Consider the following 21,313-nt stretch of genomic DNA (forward strand, 5'->3'; position numbering starts at 1 on the left):
ATTATCTCATTGAACGAGCACGGAGCGCCCGCAAGTCGCGCCGACAACCCGCACATCGGCCTCGCCGACATGCACGCCGACAGCTGCAAGCACGTTATAGACCAGTTCGTCGACCGGCGCCGTCACGCCGTTCAGAACCGTTACCACCGCCGGCTTAACCGTTCCGAGCAGGGCCGTCACGTCCAGCCCGAGGCCCAGTGCATTGACCGAGAGCGAGAGGCCGCTGACCAGCGATGTCGTGAGTGATTGCGTCAGGTTTTTTGTGGTGACAGTTTTAATCGTCTTGTTGGCGATATCGGTGCTGTCGAACGTCAATGTGGTCGGATCGTTGTTGGTGATGGCAAGTGATGAAGAACCCTTCACATCGAGCAGATTGAGGGTAAGCAGCAGAAGCTTCACGCTCACCTGGGCAATCGTGGCATCGGAGAACGATTGCGGATTGCTGAAATCGGCGAAGGCCGATGGGTTGTTGTCGGCGTCGCTGGTGGCAAGGTGCAGCGAGGCCACGCCAGGCTGCGCGGCGATCGAAACCTTGATGCTATCCGGCCGGCCCGTCGGGCAGCTGATGTCGGTTAGCTTGGCTTCCGCATAGGCGACTTCGACATGCAGAGGCAGGTTGACGGACAGCAGGCTGATGCCGCCGCCGAGATTGGAATTGCCGATGCCCACTGTGGTGACCAGCTTGATGCGCGTCTGCGCGGTGCGCACCACGGTGCCTTTTTCCCCGACGGCCAGCCAGGGTGAGTATTGCATCGGTTCACCGATGGCGATGGCGAGCGTGGTGGAGGTAAGTCCCGGAATAGTGGCGCCGAGATCGACCTGGACCTGGTTTGAGCCATTGGCCAGCGAGGCGGCGGCACCCAGCATGCCCATCGCGCTTGCGTCGACGGAAAAGCCGGGAGACTTTTGTCCGAGGCCGAGCCTGCCGATCGAGCCAAGATCGATAAGATGACTGAGGGGTATCTTGACCGTGTTGGTGGCCCTCGACGCGATCGTCTGCAGCACAAGTTTGCTGGCGCTGCCCGACCCGGACGCATTGGCCATGGCGGTCGCGATCTGGCCTACCGTCGCTTTTGACGCCAGCACGTCGGAATAGCTGACACCTGTCAGTTGCAACTGTACGGCAAGGGCATCGACGAACGAAAGCACGTTTACATCGGCCGAGATCAGCGCGTTGTAGTCCATGACGCTGAGCGAAATGTTGGCGCCCAGCAACTTGCTGAGAAGCGCGTTGAGGATGCCGCCATTGACGCTGAGGAGCCTGGACCCGACCGAGAACATCGCTTGCGGGGTCACACTGGCAATGGCTTCGGTGCCGACAACCGGAGTAGGGATGAGCGAACTGGCGAAATACCGGGCGGGGATTTTTCGCAGAGTGACGCGAACGGCGTTGTAAGGCGTTTTGCCGGCTTCGAAGCGCTTGTCGACGCCAACGGAGGACGCCGCTGAGTATCGGCCGCCGGTGACCGACACGACGGTTTTGCCAACCGTGGGAACGATTGTCTGACCTGCCTTTTGAACAATGATGCCGGGCATTCGGTTGTCACTGAGCGTGGTTACCGCCGCGGCTTCCATATTGTTGATGTTCGACGCCGCGGTGATCGCCGCCAGATCGGTCATCGCCTGGGCTTCCCTGCGCTCCGTGTAGATCGAACCTTCGTCGACAGCGAAGGCAGCCAGCCCCAGCGCGAATGGCGCCGTCAGCGCCGTCATGACGGCAAAGTTCGCCTTCTTGTCGCCAACCATCGAGCGAGCGATCCGCCCGATGCTCCTCAGCAAGAACTGCGACATTTCAAATGCCTCCAATCCTGATGGTAGATCTGCGCGACATCGTGGTTTGCGGCATCGCAAGGCTTGGTAATAGGTTCCAGATCGGCAGGTTGCTGGCATCGTACTGGATCGACACGACGAACTGATTTCCGTCGGCCGTGCTGTCCGTCGCCTGATAGGTCAGCTTGCCGGAATCGACGAACGGGTATCCACTGGCATTGTTTTTGACGAAACTCGCCACCAGCGCCTGGCGCTCGGTTTGATTCAATCCGGCAATTGCGGTGCGGGCGGCATCGGCGGCGATTTGCTGCAAGGAGTTGCTTGCACCAAAATAGATACCATACGCAACCATTCCGAGCAAAAGAAGGATAAAGATTGGGGAAAGCAGGGCGAACTCGACCGCGGAAGTTCCGGACTCTTCTCCAATTTTGCGTAGATTCGTCCGTATGTGGCGCAATATTTTACGCTTCAATGCGACAGTATTACTGTCTATCTTGTTCATTGCCCTTGCCCGTTGGAACCCAAGGTCGATGTGCCGATTCCATCGAAATTTGTAACCCTTGGTTGCCTAAGAACCAATTAATACATTCCGGTAAACTGAAATGATCGGCCAGATTATTTCCCAGATCGGCGTTCTGGCCAGGAAACCCAGTCAAACTCATGGTTTCGACCATTGATTGGCCGCCCGCAAAACGACTGCCCCGGCCCCCTTACTTTGGGTGACCCCGAGAGTCTGTTGAAATAAAAAATCTCCACGTTACTGTTTGGCCACCAGCTGCCGGAGAGGGAACCGGCTGCGCGCTCGAAAGGAACCAACCAATCGGTTTCGGGGCGTCAACACTTAGAGACGTGGCCGAAGGGCGACGTCATTAGGGAGAACTCCATGTTGAAACATGTGCTGAAGGCGACGGTACTCGCCACGACCATGGTCTTGGCCGCCGGTACGTTCTACACGCCGGCTTTCGCCGAGACCGTCTACAACCGCGGAGCCGCCGCCGAAGCGGAGACGCTCGATCCGCACAAGACCTCGACGGTCTACGAAGCCGATATCATACGCGACCTGTTCCAGGGCCTCGTGATGCATGACCAGAAGACGAATCTCATTCCGGGCGCCGCTGAAAGCTGGACGGTGTCCGACGACGGCACTGTCTACACCTTCAAGCTGCGCAAGGACGGCCTCTGGTCGGATGGCAGCCCGGTGACGGCGGACGACTTCGTTTATTCGTTCCGTCGGCTGGAAGATCCGGCCACCGCTGCGGAATACGCTTCCATGCTCTATCCAGTGAAGGGTGCCGAGGAAGTCAACACCAAGAAGGGCAAGCCGGAGGATATGGGCGTCAAGGCGATTGACGCAAATACCCTCGAAGTCACGCTCAAGGCGCCAACGCCTTACTTCCTGGAGATGCTGACCCATCAGGCGACCTATCCGGTTAACAAGGCGTCTATCGAAAAGCTTGGCGCCGACTGGATCAAGGCAGGCAAGCTGGTCTCGAACGGGGCCTTTACAGCGGCAGAGTGGATTCCCAACGACCATCTGAAGCTGGTCAAGAATCCGAAATTCTGGGACGCCGCCAGCGTCAAGTTGGACGTGGTCAACTACATCCCGACCGAGGATCGCTCGTCCGCGATGAAGCGCTTCGAGGCCGGCGAATTCGACAGTTACGGTGACCTGCCGACCGAACAGCTCGCCGATCTCAAGACCAAATTCGGCGACCAGGTCCGTGTCGGGCCATATCTCGGCATCTACTATTACGCGATCAAGACCGACAAGGCGCCTTGGGACAACGTCGAACTGCGCAACGCTATCTCGATGGCGATCGATCGCGACTTCCTCGCTGAAAAAGTCTGGCAGAATTCGATGCTGCCCGGCTATTCGATGGTCCCTCCGGGTATCCAGGGCTACACGCCGGCACTGGCCAAATACGCCGACATGCCGCAGATCGACCGCGAGGACGCTGCCAAGAAGATCCTCGAGAAACTCGGCTATACACCCGAGCATCCGTTGAAGATGCAGATCCGCTACAACACCTCTGAAAACCACAAGAACACCGCTGTCGCCATCCAGGAACAGTTGAAGCCGCTTGGCGTCGAGGTCACGCTGCTCAACACCGACACCAAGACCCACTACTCCTTCCTCGAGCAGAAGGGCGACTACGATGTGGCGCGTGCCGCCTGGATCGCCGATTACAAGGACCCGGAAACCTTCCTCGGCATATCTCGCAAGGCCAGCGGCAACAATTATTCGAGCTATAACAGCCCGAAATTCGAGGCGGCCATGGACAAGGCCGCCGCCGCCGGCGGCAAGCCCGAACAGCGCATGAAGGAGCTCGCCGAGGCCGAGCGCATCCTCGTCGACGACGTCGGCGAGATCCCGCTTCTCTACTACAGCTACCACGACATCGTTTCCTCGAAGCTGCACGGCTTCGACGACAATGTGATGGACATCCATCCGTCCCGCTTCATCAGCAAGGACTGATCCCTTAGCCAGGCCGCCGCGCGACTCAATGCGCGGCGGCGCCGGTTTGCCATCGCATCGGCCCGGGAACCGGACTCGATTTTCGACAATGTCGGTGCGAAAATTTGAAGGCTAGAGCGCAATCGTCCAGCCGGACGCGCGCTGCTCTGGATCAAGCGGGGCATCGATGCTGCGATTCGTTTTCCGGCGGCTCCTGACCGCCATCCCGACGCTGTTCGTCATCGTGACTATAGCGTTCTTCCTGATACGCGTCGCGCCGGGCGGCCCGTTCAACCAGGAGCGGGGCCTGAGCCCCGAGATCAGGGCCAATCTCGAAGCCCAGTTCGGGCTCAACGACCCGCTCTGGCTGCAGTACCTCCATTATTTAGGCAATCTTCTGCGCGGCAATTTCGGCCCCAGCTACAACATGCCGGATTTCACCGTCGGCGAGTTGTTCAGGGAAGGCCTGCCGATCTCGATCCAACTTGGCGCTTCGGCGCTCGTTCTGGCGCTGCTCCTCGGCAGCGTGCTCGGCACTGTTGCCGCGCTCAACCAGAACAAGCTTGCCGACTATTCGGTGATCGCGCTGGCGACCGCCGGCAGCACCATACCAACCTTCGTCATCGCCCCGATAATCCAGCTTGTATTCGGATTGACCTGGAAGCTGCTGCCGATCGGTGGCTGGGGCGACGGAGCCCTCATCAACAAGATCGGCCCGGTGCTGACGCTCGCTCTGCCGCAGATTGCCATCGTTGCCCGCCTGATGCGCGGCTCGATGATCGAATCGCTGCACTCGCATCACATCCGCACCGCGCGCGCTCTCGGCCTGTCCGACTGGTCAGTCGTCGTCAAGCATGCACTGCGCGGCGCCATCCTGCCGATCGTCTCCTTCACCGGTCCGGCAGCTGCAGCCCTTCTCACCGGCTCGATCATCGTCGAGACCATCTTCTCTATCCCTGGCATCGGCCGCCATTTTGTCGTTGCCGCGCTCAACCGCGACTACACACTGGTGATGGGGACGGTGGTGGTCATCGCGCTCTTCACCATTGTCTTCAACCTGATCGTCGACGTCCTCTATGGGGTCGTCGATCCGAGGGTGCGCTATGACTGATATCGCAGTTGCCGCACCGGTCGTCGGCCGGTCCCTGTGGGGTGACGCCTGGGCGCGCCTCAAGGCCAATCGCGCGGCCATGTTCAGCCTCTATTATCTTGCCTTCATCGCCGTCATCAGCGTGTTTGGGCCCTCTTTCGTGCCGCACCAATACACCACCATCTATGCCGACTATGTCCGTACGCCGCCGAGCTTCTCCGCCTATCCGAAGGCCGACATGATCGAAGGCGCTCTCGATGAGGCGATCAGGCGTATGCGCGTCGACATCAAGGAGTGGCGGCAGGAGGGCAGCCGTGTGTTCGTTACCGTCAAATCGTCCAAGCCGATCGACGACCGCAACATTCGCTACCTTGATCGTTCCGATACCTTTGATGACACAAAGATCGAGAGCAAATCGCCGGACGGTCTCGAAATGGTGATGAGTGCCTCAATCAAGCAGCAATATTTCCTGTTCGGCACCGACAATACCGGCCGCGATCTCCTGTCCAGAACGCTGATGGCCGGGCGCATATCGCTGGCCATCGGCCTGCTTGCCGGCATTGTGGCCGTGGTCATCGGCGTGCTCTACGGCGCCACCGCCGGTCTTGCCGGCGGCAGGGTCGACGAGGTGATGATGCGTGTCGTCGACGTGCTTTATTCTTTGCCGTTCATCTTCTTCGTCATCATGCTGGTGGTGTTTTTCGGCAGGAACTTCGTGCTGATGTTCCTGGCGGTCGGCGCGGTGCTGTGGCTCGACATGGCGCGCATCGTGCGCGGACAAGCGCTGTCGATCCGCCGGCAGGAATATGTCCAGGCGGCGGAGGCGATGGGCGTCGGCCAGCGCGGCATTCTGCTGCGCCATGTGATCCCCAATTTGCTCGGGCCGGTGGTGATCTACATGACGCTGCTGGTGCCGCAGGTCATTATCCTGGAGAGTTTTTTGTCGTTCCTCGGGCTCGGCGTCCAGGAGCCGATGACCAGCTGGGGCGTGCTGATCTCGGTTGGCGCCCAGAACATCGGCTCGGCCAACTGGCTGCTTCTGTTCCCGGCCTTCTTTCTCGTCTCCACGCTGTTCGCGCTGAATTTCGTCGGAGATGGGCTGCGCGACGCGCTCGACCCGAAGGATCGTTGAGATGGCTGCTTCCGATACCATCCTCAGCGTCAAGGACCTTCGCGTCCGCTTCCGCACCCTCGACGGTGTGGTGGAGGCGGTGAAGGGCATCAATATCCACGTCAAATCAGGCGAAACCGTCGCCGTCGTCGGCGAATCCGGTTCCGGCAAGAGCCAGACGATGATGGCGGCGATGAGCCTGCTCGCCTCGAACGGCGAAGCCAGCGGCACAGTCGATTATCGCGGCCGCAATCTTTTGACCTTGAGCAAACCCGAGCTCAACAAGATCCGCGGCCGCAAGATCAGCATGATCTTCCAGGAGCCGATGACGTCGCTAGACCCGCTTTATTCGATCGGCAACCAGCTGATCGAGCCGATCCGCAAGCATCGCGGACTTGGCGCCGCCGCGGCGCGCGAGGAGGCGCTCAAGCTGCTGCGGCTGGTCCATATTCCCGATCCGGAGCGGCGGATGAAATCCTATCCGCACGAGTTGTCGGGCGGTCAGCGCCAGCGCGTCATGATCGCCATGGCGCTGGCCAACGACCCCGACATACTGATCGCCGACGAGCCGACGACCGCGCTCGACGTCACCATCCAGGCGCAGATCCTCATGCTGCTCGCCGAATTGCAGCGCAAGCTCGGCATGGCGATCGTCTTCATCACCCACGATCTCGGCATCGTCCGGCGCTTTGCCGATCGGGTCTATGTGATGCGCTATGGCGAGGTGGTCGAGGAGGGCGAGGCGGAAGCGATCTTCGCCAACCCGCAGCACGGCTACACCAAGATGCTACTTGCCGCCGAGCCGACCGGCACCAAGGCGCCGCCGCCTCCGAATGCCCCTGTCCTGCTTGAAGGCAGGAACGTCGAGGTGACCTTCAAGATCGGCGGCGGATTTCTTGGCGGCGAGCCGCTGCTGCTGCGCGCCGTCGATCACATTTCGATACGGCTGAAGCGCAACCAGACGATCGGCATCGTCGGCGAATCCGGCTCGGGGAAATCGACGCTCGGCCGCGCCTTGCTGCGGCTCCTGCCCAGCGACGGTATCATCCGGCTTGGTGACCGCGACATTTCCCACGCCGACCGCCAGGCGATGAGGCCGCTGCGGCGCGAATTGCAGCTGGTTTTCCAGGATCCGTTCGGCTCGCTGTCGCCACGCATGACCGTCGGCCAGATCATCACCGAGGGGCTCCTGGTCCATGAGCCCAATCTGTCGGGCAGGCAGCGCGATCTCCGCGCGGTCGATGCCTTGCTCGAAGTCGGGCTCGACCCGAACACGCGCAACCGCTATCCGCATGAATTCTCCGGCGGTCAGCGGCAGCGCATCGCCATTGCGCGCGCCATGATACTCAAGCCGAAAGTGGTGGTGCTGGACGAGCCGACCTCGGCGCTGGACCGCTCCGTGCAGAAGCAGATCGTCGAATTGCTACGCAAGCTGCAGGCCGACCACGAGCTGTCCTATCTGTTCATCAGCCACGATCTCGCCGTCGTGCGCGCCATGGCCGACTACATCATCGTCATGAAGCAAGGTAAGATCGTCGAGGAGGGACCGGCCGAGGCGATCTTCAGCAATCCGCAGGCAACCTACACACAGACACTGATGGCCGCGGCCATCGATGTCACGCGATTTCGCCTGAGCGCATAGCCTTGCTGGCGATCCGCCACATGTCGACGTCGCACAGCACAGGCCACATGGCGCGGGTATAGCGAAGCACATTCGGGGTGACATCGTCGCCGAGCCCGGCTTCCACGCGGCAGGTGCGGAACGCCTTCTCGATGCGCTTTGTCGGTTCGCCCAGGCTGTCATGGACGACCGGCCCGCAGTCGCAATCGATACGCTTCCAGCGGCGCATATGGGCGATCAGCCGTGACGGCAGTCGCGTCGGCGGACGCCATTTCTTGCTTTTTTTCGCGTGCTGATCTTTGCAATAGAGCACGCCGCGGCCTAGGTCCGGCCAAGCTTCTGCGGCCTCGCCATCCCAATTGAGTTGCAGGATTGAACGATGTCGGCAGCCAGTGTAGAGCCCCACAATGATAAAGCGGCAGAGATGAGCGTACTGACCGTGCTTCCGGCGCAGCCGCAATGCCGCGCGCAGCAGTCCCGCTGCTTCCTCGCGCGTCAGCCAGCGCTCGCGCGCTGCTGGTTTGTCTGGCAAGGTGACGGACGGCTTCGGATCGAGACCGTATTCCTTGGCCCAAAAGTTGATCGCCGAGCGGAGGTCCTCAAGATCGCGACGCGGGCCTGATGTAAAGTCCTTGTCTCGCCACGCCGGGAGTAACGCACGGCGGGTCTCCATCGCCGCAGCGTTGAGCTTGGCGATTCGCTCACGCTCTACCCGATTGCGCTCGCGCGAACGGTGCTCGACATAGACGCGGCAGCGATCTCCATTGATGTTGGCGACCGGCTCGGTGCCGAAGAATTCGTTCAGAAAACGCATCCTGGCGAGAAATTCCTTGCGACCGGCAATCTTGGCCTGGCGTGCTTCGGTATAGGCGGCGAGGATGTCACCGACAGTCAGGCGGCGGGCATCGGCCCTGGAGATCGGGCGCTGATATTTGCCTGCGGCGGCAGGCCCGAGTTGAGGGCGCAGCATACCTGAAGCGCTAGACACCGCTCCCGTGCGGGCATGATGATGGGTCGTCACAATGGTCCCCTTTTTTGCTCCGAAGTTGTTCGTCCTGCGGACGGGGATCACTAGAAGAGGCGACAAGACCGGCTTTGCAACAAGCAAAATGGACGATAGTGCCGTGAGATGCAAAGACTTGCGAAAGGCGGCGCAGAATCGCGCCGGCTTGGCTTTCCCGCCGGACGACGAGTCTTGGTGCATTCCCGGAGGGTAGCTGACAGCCGCATCAAAATGGTGGCTCGGGCTATCCCATGTTCCGGTTGCAACTGAGGTGTAAATCTCACGCCGGCCTTCACGGGACGATTTGGCGTTTCGAAGCGGGGGAGGTTTCCGGTGCCTTGGAAATCTCGCTTTTTTCGGTGACGAACATGCGTTAGCAATAGCCGCGATCCGATGCCACTGCGGGCACCGCGTAGCCTCTCCTCGGCCAAACCTCTTTTTGTCGAATGTACAGGCGCAACTTGGAAGAGCCCCTACGAGCCCTGAGCCATTGCCTCCCGGGTTGGACAATGTTTTTTCTGGTCGGAGTGGCAGGATTTGAACCTGCGACCCCATCGTCCCGAACGATGTGCGCTACCAGGCTGCGCTACACTCCGTGACCAGACCGCGGGCTTATAGCCGCCGAGTTTGGTTACTGCAAGCGCCAATGGCAGCGCTTCTGTCGCATTTCTTTCGCTTTCGCCGCCACGTCATACAGGTTTCAGTTTCCTGTCGCACAAACACGGCTTAAAGGGCATCTGGGTAACCGTCCACTTGCCTCGAAGCACCTGATTCAGCCGCCTGGAGTTTGCAGCCTTGTCGATGAAGATCGTTAGCGATGCCAGACCAAACACATTCGAGTTCGAAACCTCGGCGCTCGTCATGCCGTCCGGGTTTCGCGAATATGATGCGCGCTGGTGGTTCGGCCATCCCGGCTCGAACGAAACGCCGGAACTCAATCTAATCGGCGTCCAGGCGCTCGGCATGGGGCTCGGCACGCTGATCCGTCGCCTGGGTGCCGGACCCGACATCGTCACCGGTCACGATTTCCGCTCCTATTCGCTTGCCATCAAGCTGGCGCTGGTTTCCGGGCTGATGGCGGCCGGCGCACGGGTCAAGGATGTCGGGCTTGCCCTGTCGCCGATGGCTTATTTCGCCCAGTTCGCGCTCGACACGCCGTCCGTCGCCATGGTCACTGCCTCACACAACGAGAATGGCTGGACCGGCGTCAAGATGGGCGCGGCGCGTCCGCTGACCTTCGGTCCGGAGGAGATGAGCGCGCTGAAGGCGATCGTGCTGTCAGGCGATTTCGACCTTGTCGGTGGTGGCTCCTACGCCTTCGTTGCGGATTTCCGCAAAACCTACCTTGACGATCTGACCGCGGGAAAGCGTATCTCCAGGAAGCTCAAGGTGGTGGCCGCCTGCGGCAACGGCACCGCCGGGGCTTTCGCTCCCGAGGCACTGGAAAGTATCGGCTGCGAGGTCATCCCGCTCGACGTCGAGCTCGATCATACGTTTCCCAATTACAATCCCAACCCCGAAGACATGCAGATGCTGCACGCCATTCGCGACAAGGTGCTGGAAACGGGCGCCGATGTCGGGCTAGGCTTCGACGGCGACGGCGATCGCTGCGGCGTGGTCGACAATGAAGGCAACGAGATCTTCGCCGACAAGGTCGGCGTCATGCTGGCGCGCGACATTTCGCACCTCTATCCCGGCTCGACTTTCGTCGTCGACGTCAAGTCGACCGGATTGTTCATGACTGACAAGGTGTTGCGGGAAAATGGCGCGGTCACCGACTATTGGAAAACCGGTCACTCCTATATCAAGCGGCGCGTGGCCGAACTCGGCGCTGTCGCCGGTTTTGAGAAATCGGGCCACTTCTTCTTCAATCCTCCGATCGGCCGCGGCTATGACGATGGCCTGGTCACGGCCATCGCCATCTGCCAGATGCTGGATCGCAGCCCGCAAAGCAGCATGGCTGACCTCTATCGCGATCTGCCGCTGACCTTTGGCACGCCGACCATGTCGCCACACTGCGCCGACGAGCTCAAATACGGCGTCGTCGAGCGCGTCGTAGGCGACTTTCGCAAGATGAAGGACGAGGGCACGGTCTTCGCCGGCCAGAAGATAGGCGAACTGATCACCGTCAACGGCGTCAGGGTCGTGGCGGAGGATGGTACATGGGGGTTGGTGCGGGCATCATCGAACAAGCCGGAGCTTGTGGTGGTGGTGGAGAGCCCGGTATCGTCCGAGCGGCGGCGGCAGATGTTCGAAGCCGTCGATGCGGTGCTGCGCCGCAGCCCCGAAGTCGGCGCCTACAATCAGACTTTTTGAACGCGGGGCTTGTTTTCATGATCGAACGGATCGTCAGTTTTGTGATGAGCGGCGGCGTCGGCTCGCGGCTGTGGCCGTTGTCGCGCGAGGACAATCCCAAGCAGTTCCATGATTTCTCGGGCGACGGCTCAATGCTGGCCAAGACGCTGCGCCGGCTAACCGCGCGGCCGGAAGGCGAAACGCCGGTTTTCCTGATTGCCTCGGAAAGGCATGCCGACCGCGTTCATGCCGACATTGCCGGTCACGAGCTTTCCGGCGGCGGCCCGCTGTTCGAGCCGACCGGACGCAATACTGCCGCGGCCGTCGCTTTGGCAAGCCTGCGCACGCTGTCGGAATTCGGCGATAGCCTGGTGCTGGTGGTGCCGTCCGATCATGAGATCGCGACGCCACAGCAATTCTGGCGGAGCATCGAGGCCGGCACGGCGGCCGCGCGCCAAGGCAGGCTGGTGGTGTTCGGCATCAAGCCGGCCCAACCCGAGACCGGTTACGGCTACATCGAGGTGGCCGGCGAGCGCGATGGCATCTGCGATGTCTCGCGTTTCGTCGAAAAACCCGATCTCGCCACGGCGCAGAGCTATCTCAAGGCTGGCAATTTCTACTGGAACACCGGCATCTTCCTGTTTCGCGCAAGTGCCATGCGCGACGCGTTCATGGCCTTCCAGCCCGACATCTGGAGCGCCACAGAGGCTGCCTACCAGGCTGCGACATCGGATCTTTCCGGCCTCTACATGCCTCTGGATCTCTATGCCGCCATCCCATCGACATCGATCGACTATGCGATCATGGAGCGCGCCAGCGGCATCGCCATGGTGCCGGCCGGCTTTCGCTGGAACGATCTCGGCTCCTGGCAATCGCTGCTCGACGTCGGCCCCTCCGACACGCAGGGCAATGTCATCGTCGGCGATGTCGTCGCCATCGATTGCGAGAACTCCTATATCCGCAGCGACGGCCGCCTGCTGTCGGCCATAGGCCTGAAGGACGTCGCCATCGTGTCGACCGCCGACGCCACTTTCGTCGCCCCGGTCAGCCACAGCCAGAACGTCAAGAAGATCGTCGAGCAGCTCGAAAAAAGCGGCCGCCTTGAGACCAGGTTCACGCCCGCCGACGACCGCGTCATCGAAAGCGGCGCCTGGCAGCGCCGCGTGCACCATTGGCTGTTCGAGGAGACGGTGCCGTTGTGGTCGACGGTCGGCGTCGATGAGCGCCACGGCGGGTTCCACGAGGCGCTCGGCTTCGATGCCGCCCCTCTGATGAAACCCAAGCGCATGCGCACGCAGGCCAGGCAGATCTACGCCTTCGCCGTCGCCAAGGCGCGCGGCTGGAACGGCCCGGCCGATCGGCTGATCAGCCACGGCCTCGAATTCATGGCCAGGCACGGACGTACCGACAATGGCGGCTGGGTACGCACGCTCAACGTCGACGGCACCGTCGCCGACGCCGCCGAGGATGCCTATGACCATTCCTGCGTGCTCCTGGCGCTGGCACATGCCCATATGTGCGGCAATCCCGATGCGTTGCGACTTGGCCAGGAGACCTTTGCGTTCATCGACGCGCATCTCGAGGACGAACGCCTGACCGGCTTCCGCGAGACCTCGAGCGGCGAGGGCGAGCGCCGCTCCAACCCGCACATGCATCTGCTCGAGGCATTCCTGGCCTGGCATCAGGCGACCGGCGAGCGCGCCCATCTTCGTCGCGCCGCGCGCATCGTCGATCTGTTTCGCAGCCATTTCTTCGACCCGGAAAGCTGGACGCTGGGTGAGTATTTCGACCATGAATGGCGGCCGACCCCTGGTGAGAAGGGCACGTGGACCGAACCCGGCCATCATTTCGAATGGGCCTCGCTGCTGGTCGACTTCGCCGGCCGCAGCGGCCAGAGCGGCTTGACCGGCCTTGCGCGGAAGCTCTACGCGTCGGCGATCGCCAATGGCCTGAACCGCGCCACGGGCCTCGCCTACGGCGCCGTCTCGCGGCAAGGTCTGCCGCTCGACCGCGTCTCGCGCAGCTGGCCGCAGGCCGAAGCGATCAAGGCGGCGATCGCGCTGGACGGTTCGGGCGGTCCCGACCTGAAGCCGGAGATCGAAGCACGGGTCGGCCGGCTGTTCCGCTGGCACATCAATCCGGCGCCGCTCGGCCTGTGGATCGACCGCATCGACGAGCGTGGCCGCTCCTTGGCGAGCGAGGTGCCGGCCAGCATCTTCTATCATCTCGTCTGCGCGCTGACGCAGTATCTGGACGGCACGGCGCCCAAGGATCAGTACGGGCTGGCGACATCCCCGGTCTCGACATAGACCGACTTCAGCTGCGAATAGAGCGCCAGTGCCGCGAGCGAATTCTCGCGGCCGATGCCGGATTGCTTGAAGCCGCCGAAGGGGATTTCGACCGGCGTCAGATTGTAGGCGTTGATCCAGCAGGTGCCGGCCTGCAGTTCGGCGATGACACGATGGGCGCGCGCCAGGTCTCGCGTGAACACGCCTGCGGCGAGGCCGAATTCGGTGTCGTTGGCGCGCTCGATCACCTCGTCCTCGCTGTCAAACTTCAGCACGCTCATAACCGGCCCGAAAATCTCCTCGCGGGCGATGCGCATCGTGTCGGTGACACCGGTGAACACCGTCGGCTCGACGAAGAAGCCATCCTGGAAACCCTGCAGCGAAGGCACATTGCCGCCGCAGGCGAGCACCGCGCCATCCTGCTTGCCGGCCTCTATGTATGAGACGACCTTGTCGTGTTGCGCCTTCGAGACCAGCGGCCCCATCTGCGTGTCCGGATCGAGCGGATCGCCGATGCGGATTTTCTTCGTCCGTTCGGTCAGCCTCTCGACGAAACGGTCATGGATGCCGCTCTGCACGAAGACCCGCGTGCCGTTGGAGCAGATCTGGCCGGTCGAATAGAAATTGCCGAGCATCGCGCCGCCGATGGCATTTTCGAGGTCGGCGTCTTCGAAGACGATCAGCGGCGACTTGCCGCCGAGCTCCATCGTCGCGTGCTTCATCTTTGAGCCGGCGAGCGACAGCACTTTGCGGCCGGTTGGCACCGAGCCGGTCACCGAGACCTTGGCGACGACATTGTGGCCGACAAGGCCGGCGCCGACATCGCCAAAACCCTGCACCACGTTGAACAGCCCGTCGGGCAGCCCGGCCTCGGTATAGATTTCGGCGAGCGCCAGCGCTGATAGCGGCGTGTTTTCCGATGGTTTGAAAACCATCGCATTGCCCATGGCGAGGGCGGGTGCGGATTTCCAGCCGGCGATCTGGATCGGATAGTTCCAGGCGCCGATGCCGACGCAAACGCCGAGCGCCTCGCGCCTGGTATAGGCAAAGGGTCCGCCGAGATCCACGGCCTCGCCATTAAAGGCGGCGACCGCGCCGCCGAAATATTCCAGGCAGTCGGCCGCCGACGGGGCGTCCGCAACCAGCGTCTCCTGGATAGGCTTACCGGTATCCAGCGTCTCGATGCGCGCCAGATCGGCATTGCGCGCGCGCAAAATGTCGGCGGCGCGGCGCAGGATGCGGCCGCGTTCGACCGCCTTCAGCCGCGCCCAGGCCGGTTGTGCTGCACGCGCCGCCTCGATCGCGAGCTCCAGCACGTTCGGCGTCGCCGAGCGCAGCATGGCGATGGTCTCGCCGGTTGCCGGATAGATAACCGGCAGCGCTGAGCCGCGCTCGTCGTCGATATAGCGGCCGTTGACATAATGCGATGCCGTTGGCTGGGCGCGCATGACTGTTCTCCAAATCGTCTTGTCGCGGCATGCGGAATATGCGTCCGCCGGATCATGGCCTATCTGTCCGACACCTGCCAGCGCGGATTGATCCATGGTTCCTGGTTGGAAGGTGGCAGCGGCGTACGCCCGAGAATGTGGTCGGCGGCCTTCTCGCCGGTCATGATCGACGGAGCGTTGAGATTGCCATTGGTGACGCGCGGGAAGATCGAGGAATCGGCGACCCGAAGCCCTTCGACGCCAATGACGCGGCATTCTGGATCGACGACGCTCATCGCATCGTCGGCACGGCCCATCTTGCAGGTGCCGCACGGGTGATAGGCGCTTTCGACGTGGTCGCGGATGAAGGCGTCGAGCTCCTCATCCGATTGCACATGTGAACCTGGCGACAGTTCCTTGCCGCGGTACGAATCGAAGGCCGCCTGCCCGAAGATCTCGCGGGTCAGCCGGATGCAGTGGCGGAACTCCGTCCAGTCGTCCGGATGCGACATGTAGTTGAAGCGGATCACCGGCTTCGATTTGGGATCGGGCGAGCGCAGCGTGACCGAACCGCGCGACTTCGACCGCATCGGCCCGACATGCGCCTGGAAGCCGTGCGCCTTGGCCGCCGCCTTGCCGTCATAGCGGACCGCGGCCGGGATGAAATGATACTGGATATCGGGATAGTCGACGCCGGCGCGCGAGCGTACGAAGGCGGCCGCCTCGAAATGATTGGTGGCGCCGAGGCCGGACTTGAAGAACAGCCATTGTGCCCCGATCAGCGCCTTCGAGAACGGGTTCAAGACGGAGTTCAGCGTGATCGGCTTTGTCGATTCCTGCTGGATGTAAAGTTCCATATGGTCCTGCAGATTGCGGCCGACTCCGGGCCGGTCGGCGATCACCGGGATGCCGTTCTCCCTAAGGTGCTGGCCGGGGCCGATGCCGGACAGCATCAGGATCTTGGGCGAGTTGATCGAGGACGCGGCAACGATCACCTCGCGCCGCGCTCTGACCATCTGAATCCGTTTGCGCACTTCGATCTCGACGCCGGTGGCGCGTTGATTCTCGATAATTACCCGCCGGGCGAAACCCTTGACCAGGCTGACATTTTTCCGCCTCAGCGCCGGCCTCAGATAGGCGCTCGCGGCCGACCAGCGACGGCCGCCGCGGATGGTCTGCTCCATCGGCCCAAAGCCTTCCTGCTTCGCGCCGTTATAGTCGTCGGTCAGCTCGAAACCGGCCTGACGGCCTGCCTCGACGAAGGCGCCGTAGAGTGGGTTCGTCCTCGAGCCGCGCTGCACAGTCAGCGGGCCGCCGTGGCCGCGCCAGCCATTCTCGCCGCCATTGCTGTCCTCCATGCGCTTGAAGTACGGGAGCACATCGGCAAAGCCCCAGCCGGTCGCGCCCTGTTCGGCCCAATGGTCGAAGTCGCGGGCATGGCCGCGCACATAGACCATGCCGTTAATCGAGGATGAGCCTCCGATGACTTTGCCGCGCGGCGTCGCCAGCACGCGGCCGCCGAGATGCGGCTCCGGCTCGCTGGCGAAGCCCCAGTCGTAAAGGCTCATATTGAGCGGGATCGACAGCGCCGACGGCATCTGGATCAGCGGCCCGATATCGCTGCCGCCATATTCGATGACGATCACCGAATGCTTACCGTCCTCCGACAGCCGGTAGGCCATGGCCGAGCCGGCCGAGCCGGAGCCGATGATGACGAAATCCGCTTCAAGCATGGTTCATGCGCGCCCGTGGTTCATATGCGCAATGAAATCGGCCAGCGAGACGTTGCCGCCGGTTGCCATCACCAGAACGGTCTTGCCGGTTATGTCGACCTTGCCGCCGAGCACCGCCGCCAGCGAGGCAGCGCCGGATGGCTCGAGCACCAGCTTCAGCCGCTCGAAGGCGAGGCGCATGGCGCGCCGCACCGAAGCATCGTCGACGGTGACGCCGCGAACGCCGGCGGCCTTCACCGCTGCGAACGGCGCGTCGCCGGGCCGCCGCGACATCAGCCCGTCGCAGATCGATTTCGGTCCGATCGGCATGGTTTCGATGGCGCCATGCGCGAGCGACGAGCCCATGCCGTCAAAACCTTCCGGCTCGACGCCGATGATCTCCGTGGCGGGCGACAGATAGTGGAAGGCCAGCGAAACGCCACCGATCAGCCCGCCACCGCCGACCGAACAGAACAAGCCATCGGCCTCCACTTGCCTGGCGGCGAGCTGGTCGAGTGCCTCCAGTCCGGCGCCGGCCTGGCCGGCGACGATCTCCGGATCGTCGAACGGGTGCAGCAGCGCCAAGCCATCGCTCGCGGCGATCTCACGCGCTCTGGCGGCGGCGACTTCCTCACGCGCGCGTTCGCCATGGTCAGTCAGCACCACGCGCGCGCCATACCCTGACGTGGCATCGCGTTTGGCGGCCGGCGCGTCGATCGGCATGACGATGGTGACGGGAATGCCAAGGGCTTGGCCAGCCGCCGCTAGCCCCTGCGCAAAATTGCCGGAGGAGTAGGCGACGACGCCCTTTTTGGTTTCGTCAGGCGAGAGCTTCTTCAGCCGCCAGTAGGCGCCGCGCACCTTGAACGATCCTGCCCATTGCAGCGATTCGGCCTTGACGAAGACGCGGGCGGCGCCGGTCTCGCGGGCAAGTGCCGCCGATTCCAGGAGCGGCGTGACCTGCGTCGCCTTGGAGGTGACGGCATAGGCCTGCCTGAGATGGTCGAGCGAGGGGACGAGACTATCTGCCATCATTCGCCTCGCGGAAAGCGCTTCTGCTCTTCGAGCAGGTCGAGGTTCATGTGGTTGCGCATGTAGCGCTCCGATGCCTTCTGCAGCGGCTGGAATTCCCAGGGATAATGGGTGCCGTTGCGCAGCGCCGGGTAGACTACCCAGCGGCGTGCCTGGCTGGCACGCACCGCTGCATCGAACGCCGCCATGTCCCAGCGCGCCCGCACCTTGTCGGAGAAAGCGGTCACCAAAGCCGCATTGGCCGGATCGGCGGCGAGGTTGGTCGATTCCAGCGGATCCGATTCAAGATCAAACAGTTGCGGCGGATCGATCTCGCAATGGATGAATTTGTAACGGCCCTCGCGCAGCGCCACCATCGGCGCGTTCGAGCCTTCGGCGGCATATTCCATCAGCACCGGCGCGGAGCGCTTCTTTCCATTCAGCAGCGGCAGCAGCGACTGGCCGTCGGTCCACGGCGCAATCGCGCTGATGTCGATGCCGGCGAGGTCGCAAAGCGTCGGCGTCACGTCGAGGTTGGAGACCGGCGTGTCGATCAGCCCGGCGGCGATGCCTTTGCCGGCGATCATCAGCGGCACCCGCGCCGAACCTTCGAAGAAGCACATCTTGAACCACAGGCCGCGCTCGCCGAGCATGTCGCCGTGATCCGAGCAGAACAGGATGATCGTGTCGTCGAGCATGCGCGTGCGCTCGAGCACCGACAGCAGCTCGCCGAGCTTGTCGTCGAGATATGAGATGTTGGCGAAATAGCCGCGCCGTGCGCGGCGTATCTGCTCAGCGGTGATGTCGAACCTGTCATAGTCGCTGGCGCGGTAGAGCCGCTGCGAATGCGGGTCCTGCCTGTCGTAAGGAATGAAGCCGACCTCAGGCTCGAGCGCCGGGCAATCCTCGTAGAGGTCCCAGTATTGCCGCCGTGCGACGTAAGGATCGTGCGGATGGGTGAAAGAAACCGTCAAGCACCAGGGCCGATGTGCGGCATCGTCGGAGACGCGGGCAAAATCATAAAGCTTCTGCACGGCATGGAAGGCGACCTCGTCGTCATATTCCAGCTGGTTGGTGATCTCAGCAGTACCGGCGCCGCTGACGGAGCCGAGATTGTGATACCACCAGTCGATGCGCTCGCCGGGTTTGCGATAGTCGGGCGTCCAGCCGAAATCGGCCGGATAGATGTCGGTGGTCAGCCGCTCCTCGAAACCGTGCAATTGGTCCGGCCCGACGAAATGCATCTTGCCGGAGAGGCAGGTGTGATAACCGGCGGCGCGCAGATGATGGGCAAAGGTCGGGATCGAAGACGCGAATTCGGCGGCGTTGTCATAGACCCCGGTGCGTGACGGCAACTGGCCGCTCATGAATGCGGCGCGGCCCGGCGCGCAGAGCGGCGAGGCCGTGTAATTGTTGCAAAAACGCGCCGAACGCGCGGCGAGCGCCTTCAGATGCGGCGCGTGCAGGAAGTCCGCCGGCCCATCCGGAAACAGCGTTCCGTTGAGCTGATCGACCATGACGATCAGGATGTTGGGTCGCTTGGATGTCACTGCTTCTGCCGTCCGCTGAGCTTCGTTTCGAGATAGTCCTCGACCAGTGCGATCGCGGTCGCGGCATCGGGAACACCGTCTTTCAGCGCGCGCCTGATATAGAGCCCGTCGATCAGCGCCGCCGTCGCTTCGGCGACCCGGTCGGCCTCGCTTCTCGGCAGGATCCCGGCCAGCCCGCTGAGCAGATTGGAATGCAGCCGCCGCGCATAGACCTTGAGCAGCCGTCGAAGCGCTGCCGATTTCTGCGCCTCGACATAGAAGGCGAGCCAGGCGGCGATCGTTTCGGGCTGGAACTGGATGTCGGAGAAATTGACCGCGACCACCGCCGAGACGCGCTGGCGCGCCGTGCCGGCCGCGCGAAGTGCACGGCGCGTATCGGCGGTGAGCTCGCTCAGGATGTGCCGCATCGTCGCCAACAGCAATTCGTCCTTGACGCCGAAATAATGGTGGGCAAGCGCCGAGGACACGCCGGCGCGCCCGGCGATTTCCGACATCGTCACATCAAGCGAACCGCGCTCGCCGATCGCCGAGATCGTTGCATCGATTAGCGCCCTGCGGCGCAACGGCTCCATTCCGAGTTTCGGCATTCTTGCTCCGGCCTGTTGGGGCAAGATTATTTTTTATTGACGCATCAATCAACAAAAATCCGGCCTGATTTGCTGGCAAAAGCCAGGCACTATGACCAGATGATCAAGATCAAGCGATTGTGCGGTTCTGGCCCCTTCACGAAGCCGGCGGAACGGTTCATGCTTGAACAATGCTGAGGCGCGCTGCAAGTATCGCGTAGCCCGGGTCCACAGGATGGAGATCGCCATGACAGCATGCATCGTCGGTTGGGCGCATTCGCGCTTCGGCAAGCTCGAAGGCGAGACGCTGGAGGGCCTGATCACCAAGGTGGCAGTCGAGGCGCTCGATCATGCCGGCATCGGTCCGGATGACGTCGACGAGATCGTGCTCGGCCACTTCAACGCCGGGTTTTCCGCCCAGGATTTCACCGCGAGCCTGGTCCTCCAGGCAGACGACCGGCTGCGCTTCAAGCCTGCGACCCGCGTCGAGAACGCCTGCGCCACCGGCTCGGCGGCGGTCAGGCAAGGCATCCGCGCCATCGACGCCAATGCCGCCCGTATCGTGCTGGTGGTCGGCGCCGAGCAGATGACGACGACGCCCGGTCCCGAGATCGGCAAGAACCTGCTCAAGGCCTCGTATCTGCCGGAGGACGGCAACACGCCGGCAGGTTTCGCCGGCGTCTTCGGCAAGATCGCCCAAGCCTATTTCCAGCGCTACGGCGACCAGTCGGATGCGCTGGCGATGATCGCCGCCAAAAACCACAAGAACGGCGTCGACAATCCCTACGCGCAGATGCGCAAGGATTTCGGCTACGAGTTCTGCCGGCAGGAAAGCGAAAAAAACCCCTTCGTCGCCGGTCCGCTGAAGCGCACAGACTGCTCGCTGGTGTCGGACGGTGCCGCCGCGCTTGTCCTTGCCGACACGGCCACGGCGCTGAAGATGCGCCGCGCCGTCGCCTTCCGCGCCAACGAGCATGTGCAGGATTTCCTGCCGATGTCGAAGCGCGACATTCTCGCCTTCGAAGGCTGCGAGCAGGCCTGGAACCAGGCGCTGAAGCAGGCGGGCGTGACGCTCGGCGACCTGTCCTTCGTCGAGACGCATGACTGTTTCACCATCGCCGAACTGATCGAGTATGAGGCGATGGGCCTGGCAAAGCCGGGCGAGGGCGCCAAGCTGGCCCTGGATGGCGAGACGGCGAAAAATGGAAGGCTGCCGGTCAATCCGTCCGGTGGACTGAAGGCCAAGGGCCACCCGATCGGTGCCACCGGCGTATCGATGCATGTGCTGAGCGCCATGCAGCTTGTCGGCGAGGCGGGCGGCATCCAGGTGCCGGGAGCAAAACTCGGCGGCATCTTCAACATGGGCGGTGCCGCGGTCGCCAACTACGTTTCCATTCTCGACCGGATCAGATAA

General features: G+C 62.5%; 15 protein-coding genes and 1 tRNA gene. 7 read left to right on the plus strand and 9 right to left on the minus strand.

The genetic code is table 11. The annotated features are described in order from the left end of the window. Positions 1-6: 6 nt before the first annotated feature. Both NKH28_RS18150 and NKH28_RS18155 read right to left on the minus strand, forming a co-directional pair. On the minus strand, positions 7-1,791 hold the full coding sequence (locus tag NKH28_RS18150; RefSeq protein WP_352490799.1) for a pilus assembly protein TadG-related protein: 1,785 nt from the start codon (positions 1,789-1,791) through the stop codon (positions 7-9). A 1-nt stretch (position 1,792) separates the two neighbouring features. Next, the gene (locus NKH28_RS18155) at positions 1,793-2,272 is read right to left on the minus strand and encodes a TadE family protein (RefSeq protein ID WP_084641571.1); all 480 of its coding nucleotides are present in this window, start codon (positions 2,270-2,272) and stop codon (positions 1,793-1,795) included. A 381-nt stretch (positions 2,273-2,653) separates the two neighbouring features. Between NKH28_RS18155 and NKH28_RS18160 the strand changes: the two genes are divergently transcribed. The 4 genes from NKH28_RS18160 (at position 2,654) to NKH28_RS18175 (ending at position 8,068) form a co-directional block, all read left to right on the plus strand. Beyond that, positions 2,654-4,246: a peptide ABC transporter substrate-binding protein gene (locus NKH28_RS18160; RefSeq protein WP_352614906.1), complete on the plus strand. Its 1,593-nt coding sequence runs from the start codon at positions 2,654-2,656 to the stop codon at positions 4,244-4,246. A gap of 166 nt (positions 4,247-4,412) precedes the next feature. Further along, the gene (locus tag NKH28_RS18165) at positions 4,413-5,336 is read left to right on the plus strand and encodes an ABC transporter permease subunit (RefSeq protein ID WP_352979884.1); all 924 of its coding nucleotides are present in this window, start codon (positions 4,413-4,415) and stop codon (positions 5,334-5,336) included. Beyond that, the gene (locus tag NKH28_RS18170; protein ID WP_352614908.1) at positions 5,329-6,447 is read left to right on the plus strand and encodes an ABC transporter permease; all 1,119 of its coding nucleotides are present in this window, start codon (positions 5,329-5,331) and stop codon (positions 6,445-6,447) included. Before NKH28_RS18165 ends, NKH28_RS18170 begins: the two co-directional genes overlap by 8 nt. A gap of 1 nt (position 6,448) precedes the next feature. Continuing rightward, positions 6,449-8,068: an ABC transporter ATP-binding protein gene (locus tag NKH28_RS18175; RefSeq protein WP_352821482.1), complete on the plus strand. Its 1,620-nt coding sequence runs from the start codon at positions 6,449-6,451 to the stop codon at positions 8,066-8,068. On the opposite strand, the gene NKH28_RS18180 is transcribed toward NKH28_RS18175, so the two are convergent. Both NKH28_RS18180 and NKH28_RS18185 read right to left on the minus strand, forming a co-directional pair. After that, positions 8,043-9,068: a site-specific integrase gene (locus tag NKH28_RS18180; RefSeq protein ID WP_352979886.1), complete on the minus strand. Its 1,026-nt coding sequence runs from the start codon at positions 9,066-9,068 to the stop codon at positions 8,043-8,045. The two genes, NKH28_RS18175 and NKH28_RS18180, sit on opposite strands and share 26 nt — an antisense overlap. Before the next feature lie 501 nt (positions 9,069-9,569). Then, a tRNA-Pro gene (locus tag NKH28_RS18185) sits at positions 9,570-9,646 on the minus strand. A 205-nt stretch (positions 9,647-9,851) separates the two neighbouring features. Between NKH28_RS18185 and NKH28_RS18190 the strand changes: the two genes are divergently transcribed. Both NKH28_RS18190 and NKH28_RS18195 read left to right on the plus strand, forming a co-directional pair. Next, entirely contained in the window at positions 9,852-11,366 is a 1,515-nt protein-coding gene (locus tag NKH28_RS18190) for a phosphomannomutase/phosphoglucomutase (RefSeq protein ID WP_502906634.1), read from the plus strand. A gap of 17 nt (positions 11,367-11,383) precedes the next feature. Beyond that, positions 11,384-13,654, plus strand: a complete 2,271-nt coding sequence (locus NKH28_RS18195; RefSeq protein WP_352540729.1) for an AGE family epimerase/isomerase — start codon at positions 11,384-11,386, stop codon at positions 13,652-13,654. Here the strand turns inward: NKH28_RS18195 and betB are convergent. The 5 genes from betB to betI are packed head-to-tail and all read right to left on the minus strand — an operon-like array spanning position 13,618 to position 19,920. Beyond that, positions 13,618-15,081 (minus strand): betaine-aldehyde dehydrogenase, encoded by a 1,464-nt coding sequence (gene betB / locus NKH28_RS18200; RefSeq protein ID WP_352540730.1) that lies wholly within the window; start codon positions 15,079-15,081, stop codon positions 13,618-13,620. The genes NKH28_RS18195 and betB overlap by 37 nt on opposite strands. Before the next feature lie 59 nt (positions 15,082-15,140). After that, a complete protein-coding gene (gene betA, locus NKH28_RS18205; protein WP_352470968.1) occupies positions 15,141-16,793 on the minus strand; it encodes a choline dehydrogenase in 1,653 nt (550 codons plus the stop codon). A 3-nt stretch (positions 16,794-16,796) separates the two neighbouring features. Beyond that, the gene (locus NKH28_RS18210; protein ID WP_502901210.1) at positions 16,797-17,804 is read right to left on the minus strand and encodes a threonine/serine dehydratase family protein; all 1,008 of its coding nucleotides are present in this window, start codon (positions 17,802-17,804) and stop codon (positions 16,797-16,799) included. Then, positions 17,804-19,333: a choline-sulfatase gene (gene betC / locus NKH28_RS18215; RefSeq protein WP_352470970.1), complete on the minus strand. Its 1,530-nt coding sequence runs from the start codon at positions 19,331-19,333 to the stop codon at positions 17,804-17,806. Before betC ends, NKH28_RS18210 begins: the two co-directional genes overlap by 1 nt. Next, on the minus strand, positions 19,330-19,920 hold the full coding sequence (betI, locus tag NKH28_RS18220) for a transcriptional regulator BetI (protein ID WP_352454288.1): 591 nt from the start codon (positions 19,918-19,920) through the stop codon (positions 19,330-19,332). The genes betC and betI overlap by 4 nt, the downstream gene beginning before the upstream one ends. Positions 19,921-20,146: 226 nt before the next feature. Here betI and NKH28_RS18225 point away from each other — a divergent pair, with 226 nt between their 5' ends. After that, entirely contained in the window at positions 20,147-21,313 is a 1,167-nt protein-coding gene (locus NKH28_RS18225) for an acetyl-CoA acetyltransferase (protein ID WP_352540731.1), read from the plus strand.

Origin of the sequence: Mesorhizobium sp. M1227 (assembly GCF_040318315.1) — a bacterium.
In the GTDB taxonomy this organism is placed as follows: domain Bacteria; phylum Pseudomonadota; class Alphaproteobacteria; order Rhizobiales; family Rhizobiaceae; genus Mesorhizobium.

Coding starts and splice junctions, on each gene's coding strand:
- NKH28_RS18170 (WP_352614908.1), top strand. CDS start 5,329: ATGACTGATATCGCAGTTGCCGCACCGGTCGTCGGCCGGTCCCTGTGG.
- NKH28_RS18190 (WP_502906634.1), top strand. CDS start 9,852: ATGAAGATCGTTAGCGATGCCAGACCAAACACATTCGAGTTCGAAACC.
- NKH28_RS18155 (WP_084641571.1), bottom strand. CDS start 2,272: ATGAACAAGATAGACAGTAATACTGTCGCATTGAAGCGTAAAATATTG.
- NKH28_RS18150 (WP_352490799.1), bottom strand. CDS start 1,791: ATGTCGCAGTTCTTGCTGAGGAGCATCGGGCGGATCGCTCGCTCGATG.
- NKH28_RS18175 (WP_352821482.1), top strand. CDS start 6,449: ATGGCTGCTTCCGATACCATCCTCAGCGTCAAGGACCTTCGCGTCCGC.
- NKH28_RS18160 (WP_352614906.1), top strand. CDS start 2,654: ATGTTGAAACATGTGCTGAAGGCGACGGTACTCGCCACGACCATGGTC.
- NKH28_RS18165 (WP_352979884.1), top strand. CDS start 4,413: ATGCTGCGATTCGTTTTCCGGCGGCTCCTGACCGCCATCCCGACGCTG.
- betB (WP_352540730.1), bottom strand. CDS start 15,081: ATGCGCGCCCAGCCAACGGCATCGCATTATGTCAACGGCCGCTATATC.
- betI (WP_352454288.1), bottom strand. CDS start 19,920: ATGCCGAAACTCGGAATGGAGCCGTTGCGCCGCAGGGCGCTAATCGAT.
- NKH28_RS18225 (WP_352540731.1), top strand. CDS start 20,147: ATGACAGCATGCATCGTCGGTTGGGCGCATTCGCGCTTCGGCAAGCTC.
- NKH28_RS18195 (WP_352540729.1), top strand. CDS start 11,384: ATGATCGAACGGATCGTCAGTTTTGTGATGAGCGGCGGCGTCGGCTCG.
- betA (WP_352470968.1), bottom strand. CDS start 16,793: ATGCTTGAAGCGGATTTCGTCATCATCGGCTCCGGCTCGGCCGGCTCG.
- NKH28_RS18210 (WP_502901210.1), bottom strand. CDS start 17,804: ATGGCAGATAGTCTCGTCCCCTCGCTCGACCATCTCAGGCAGGCCTAT.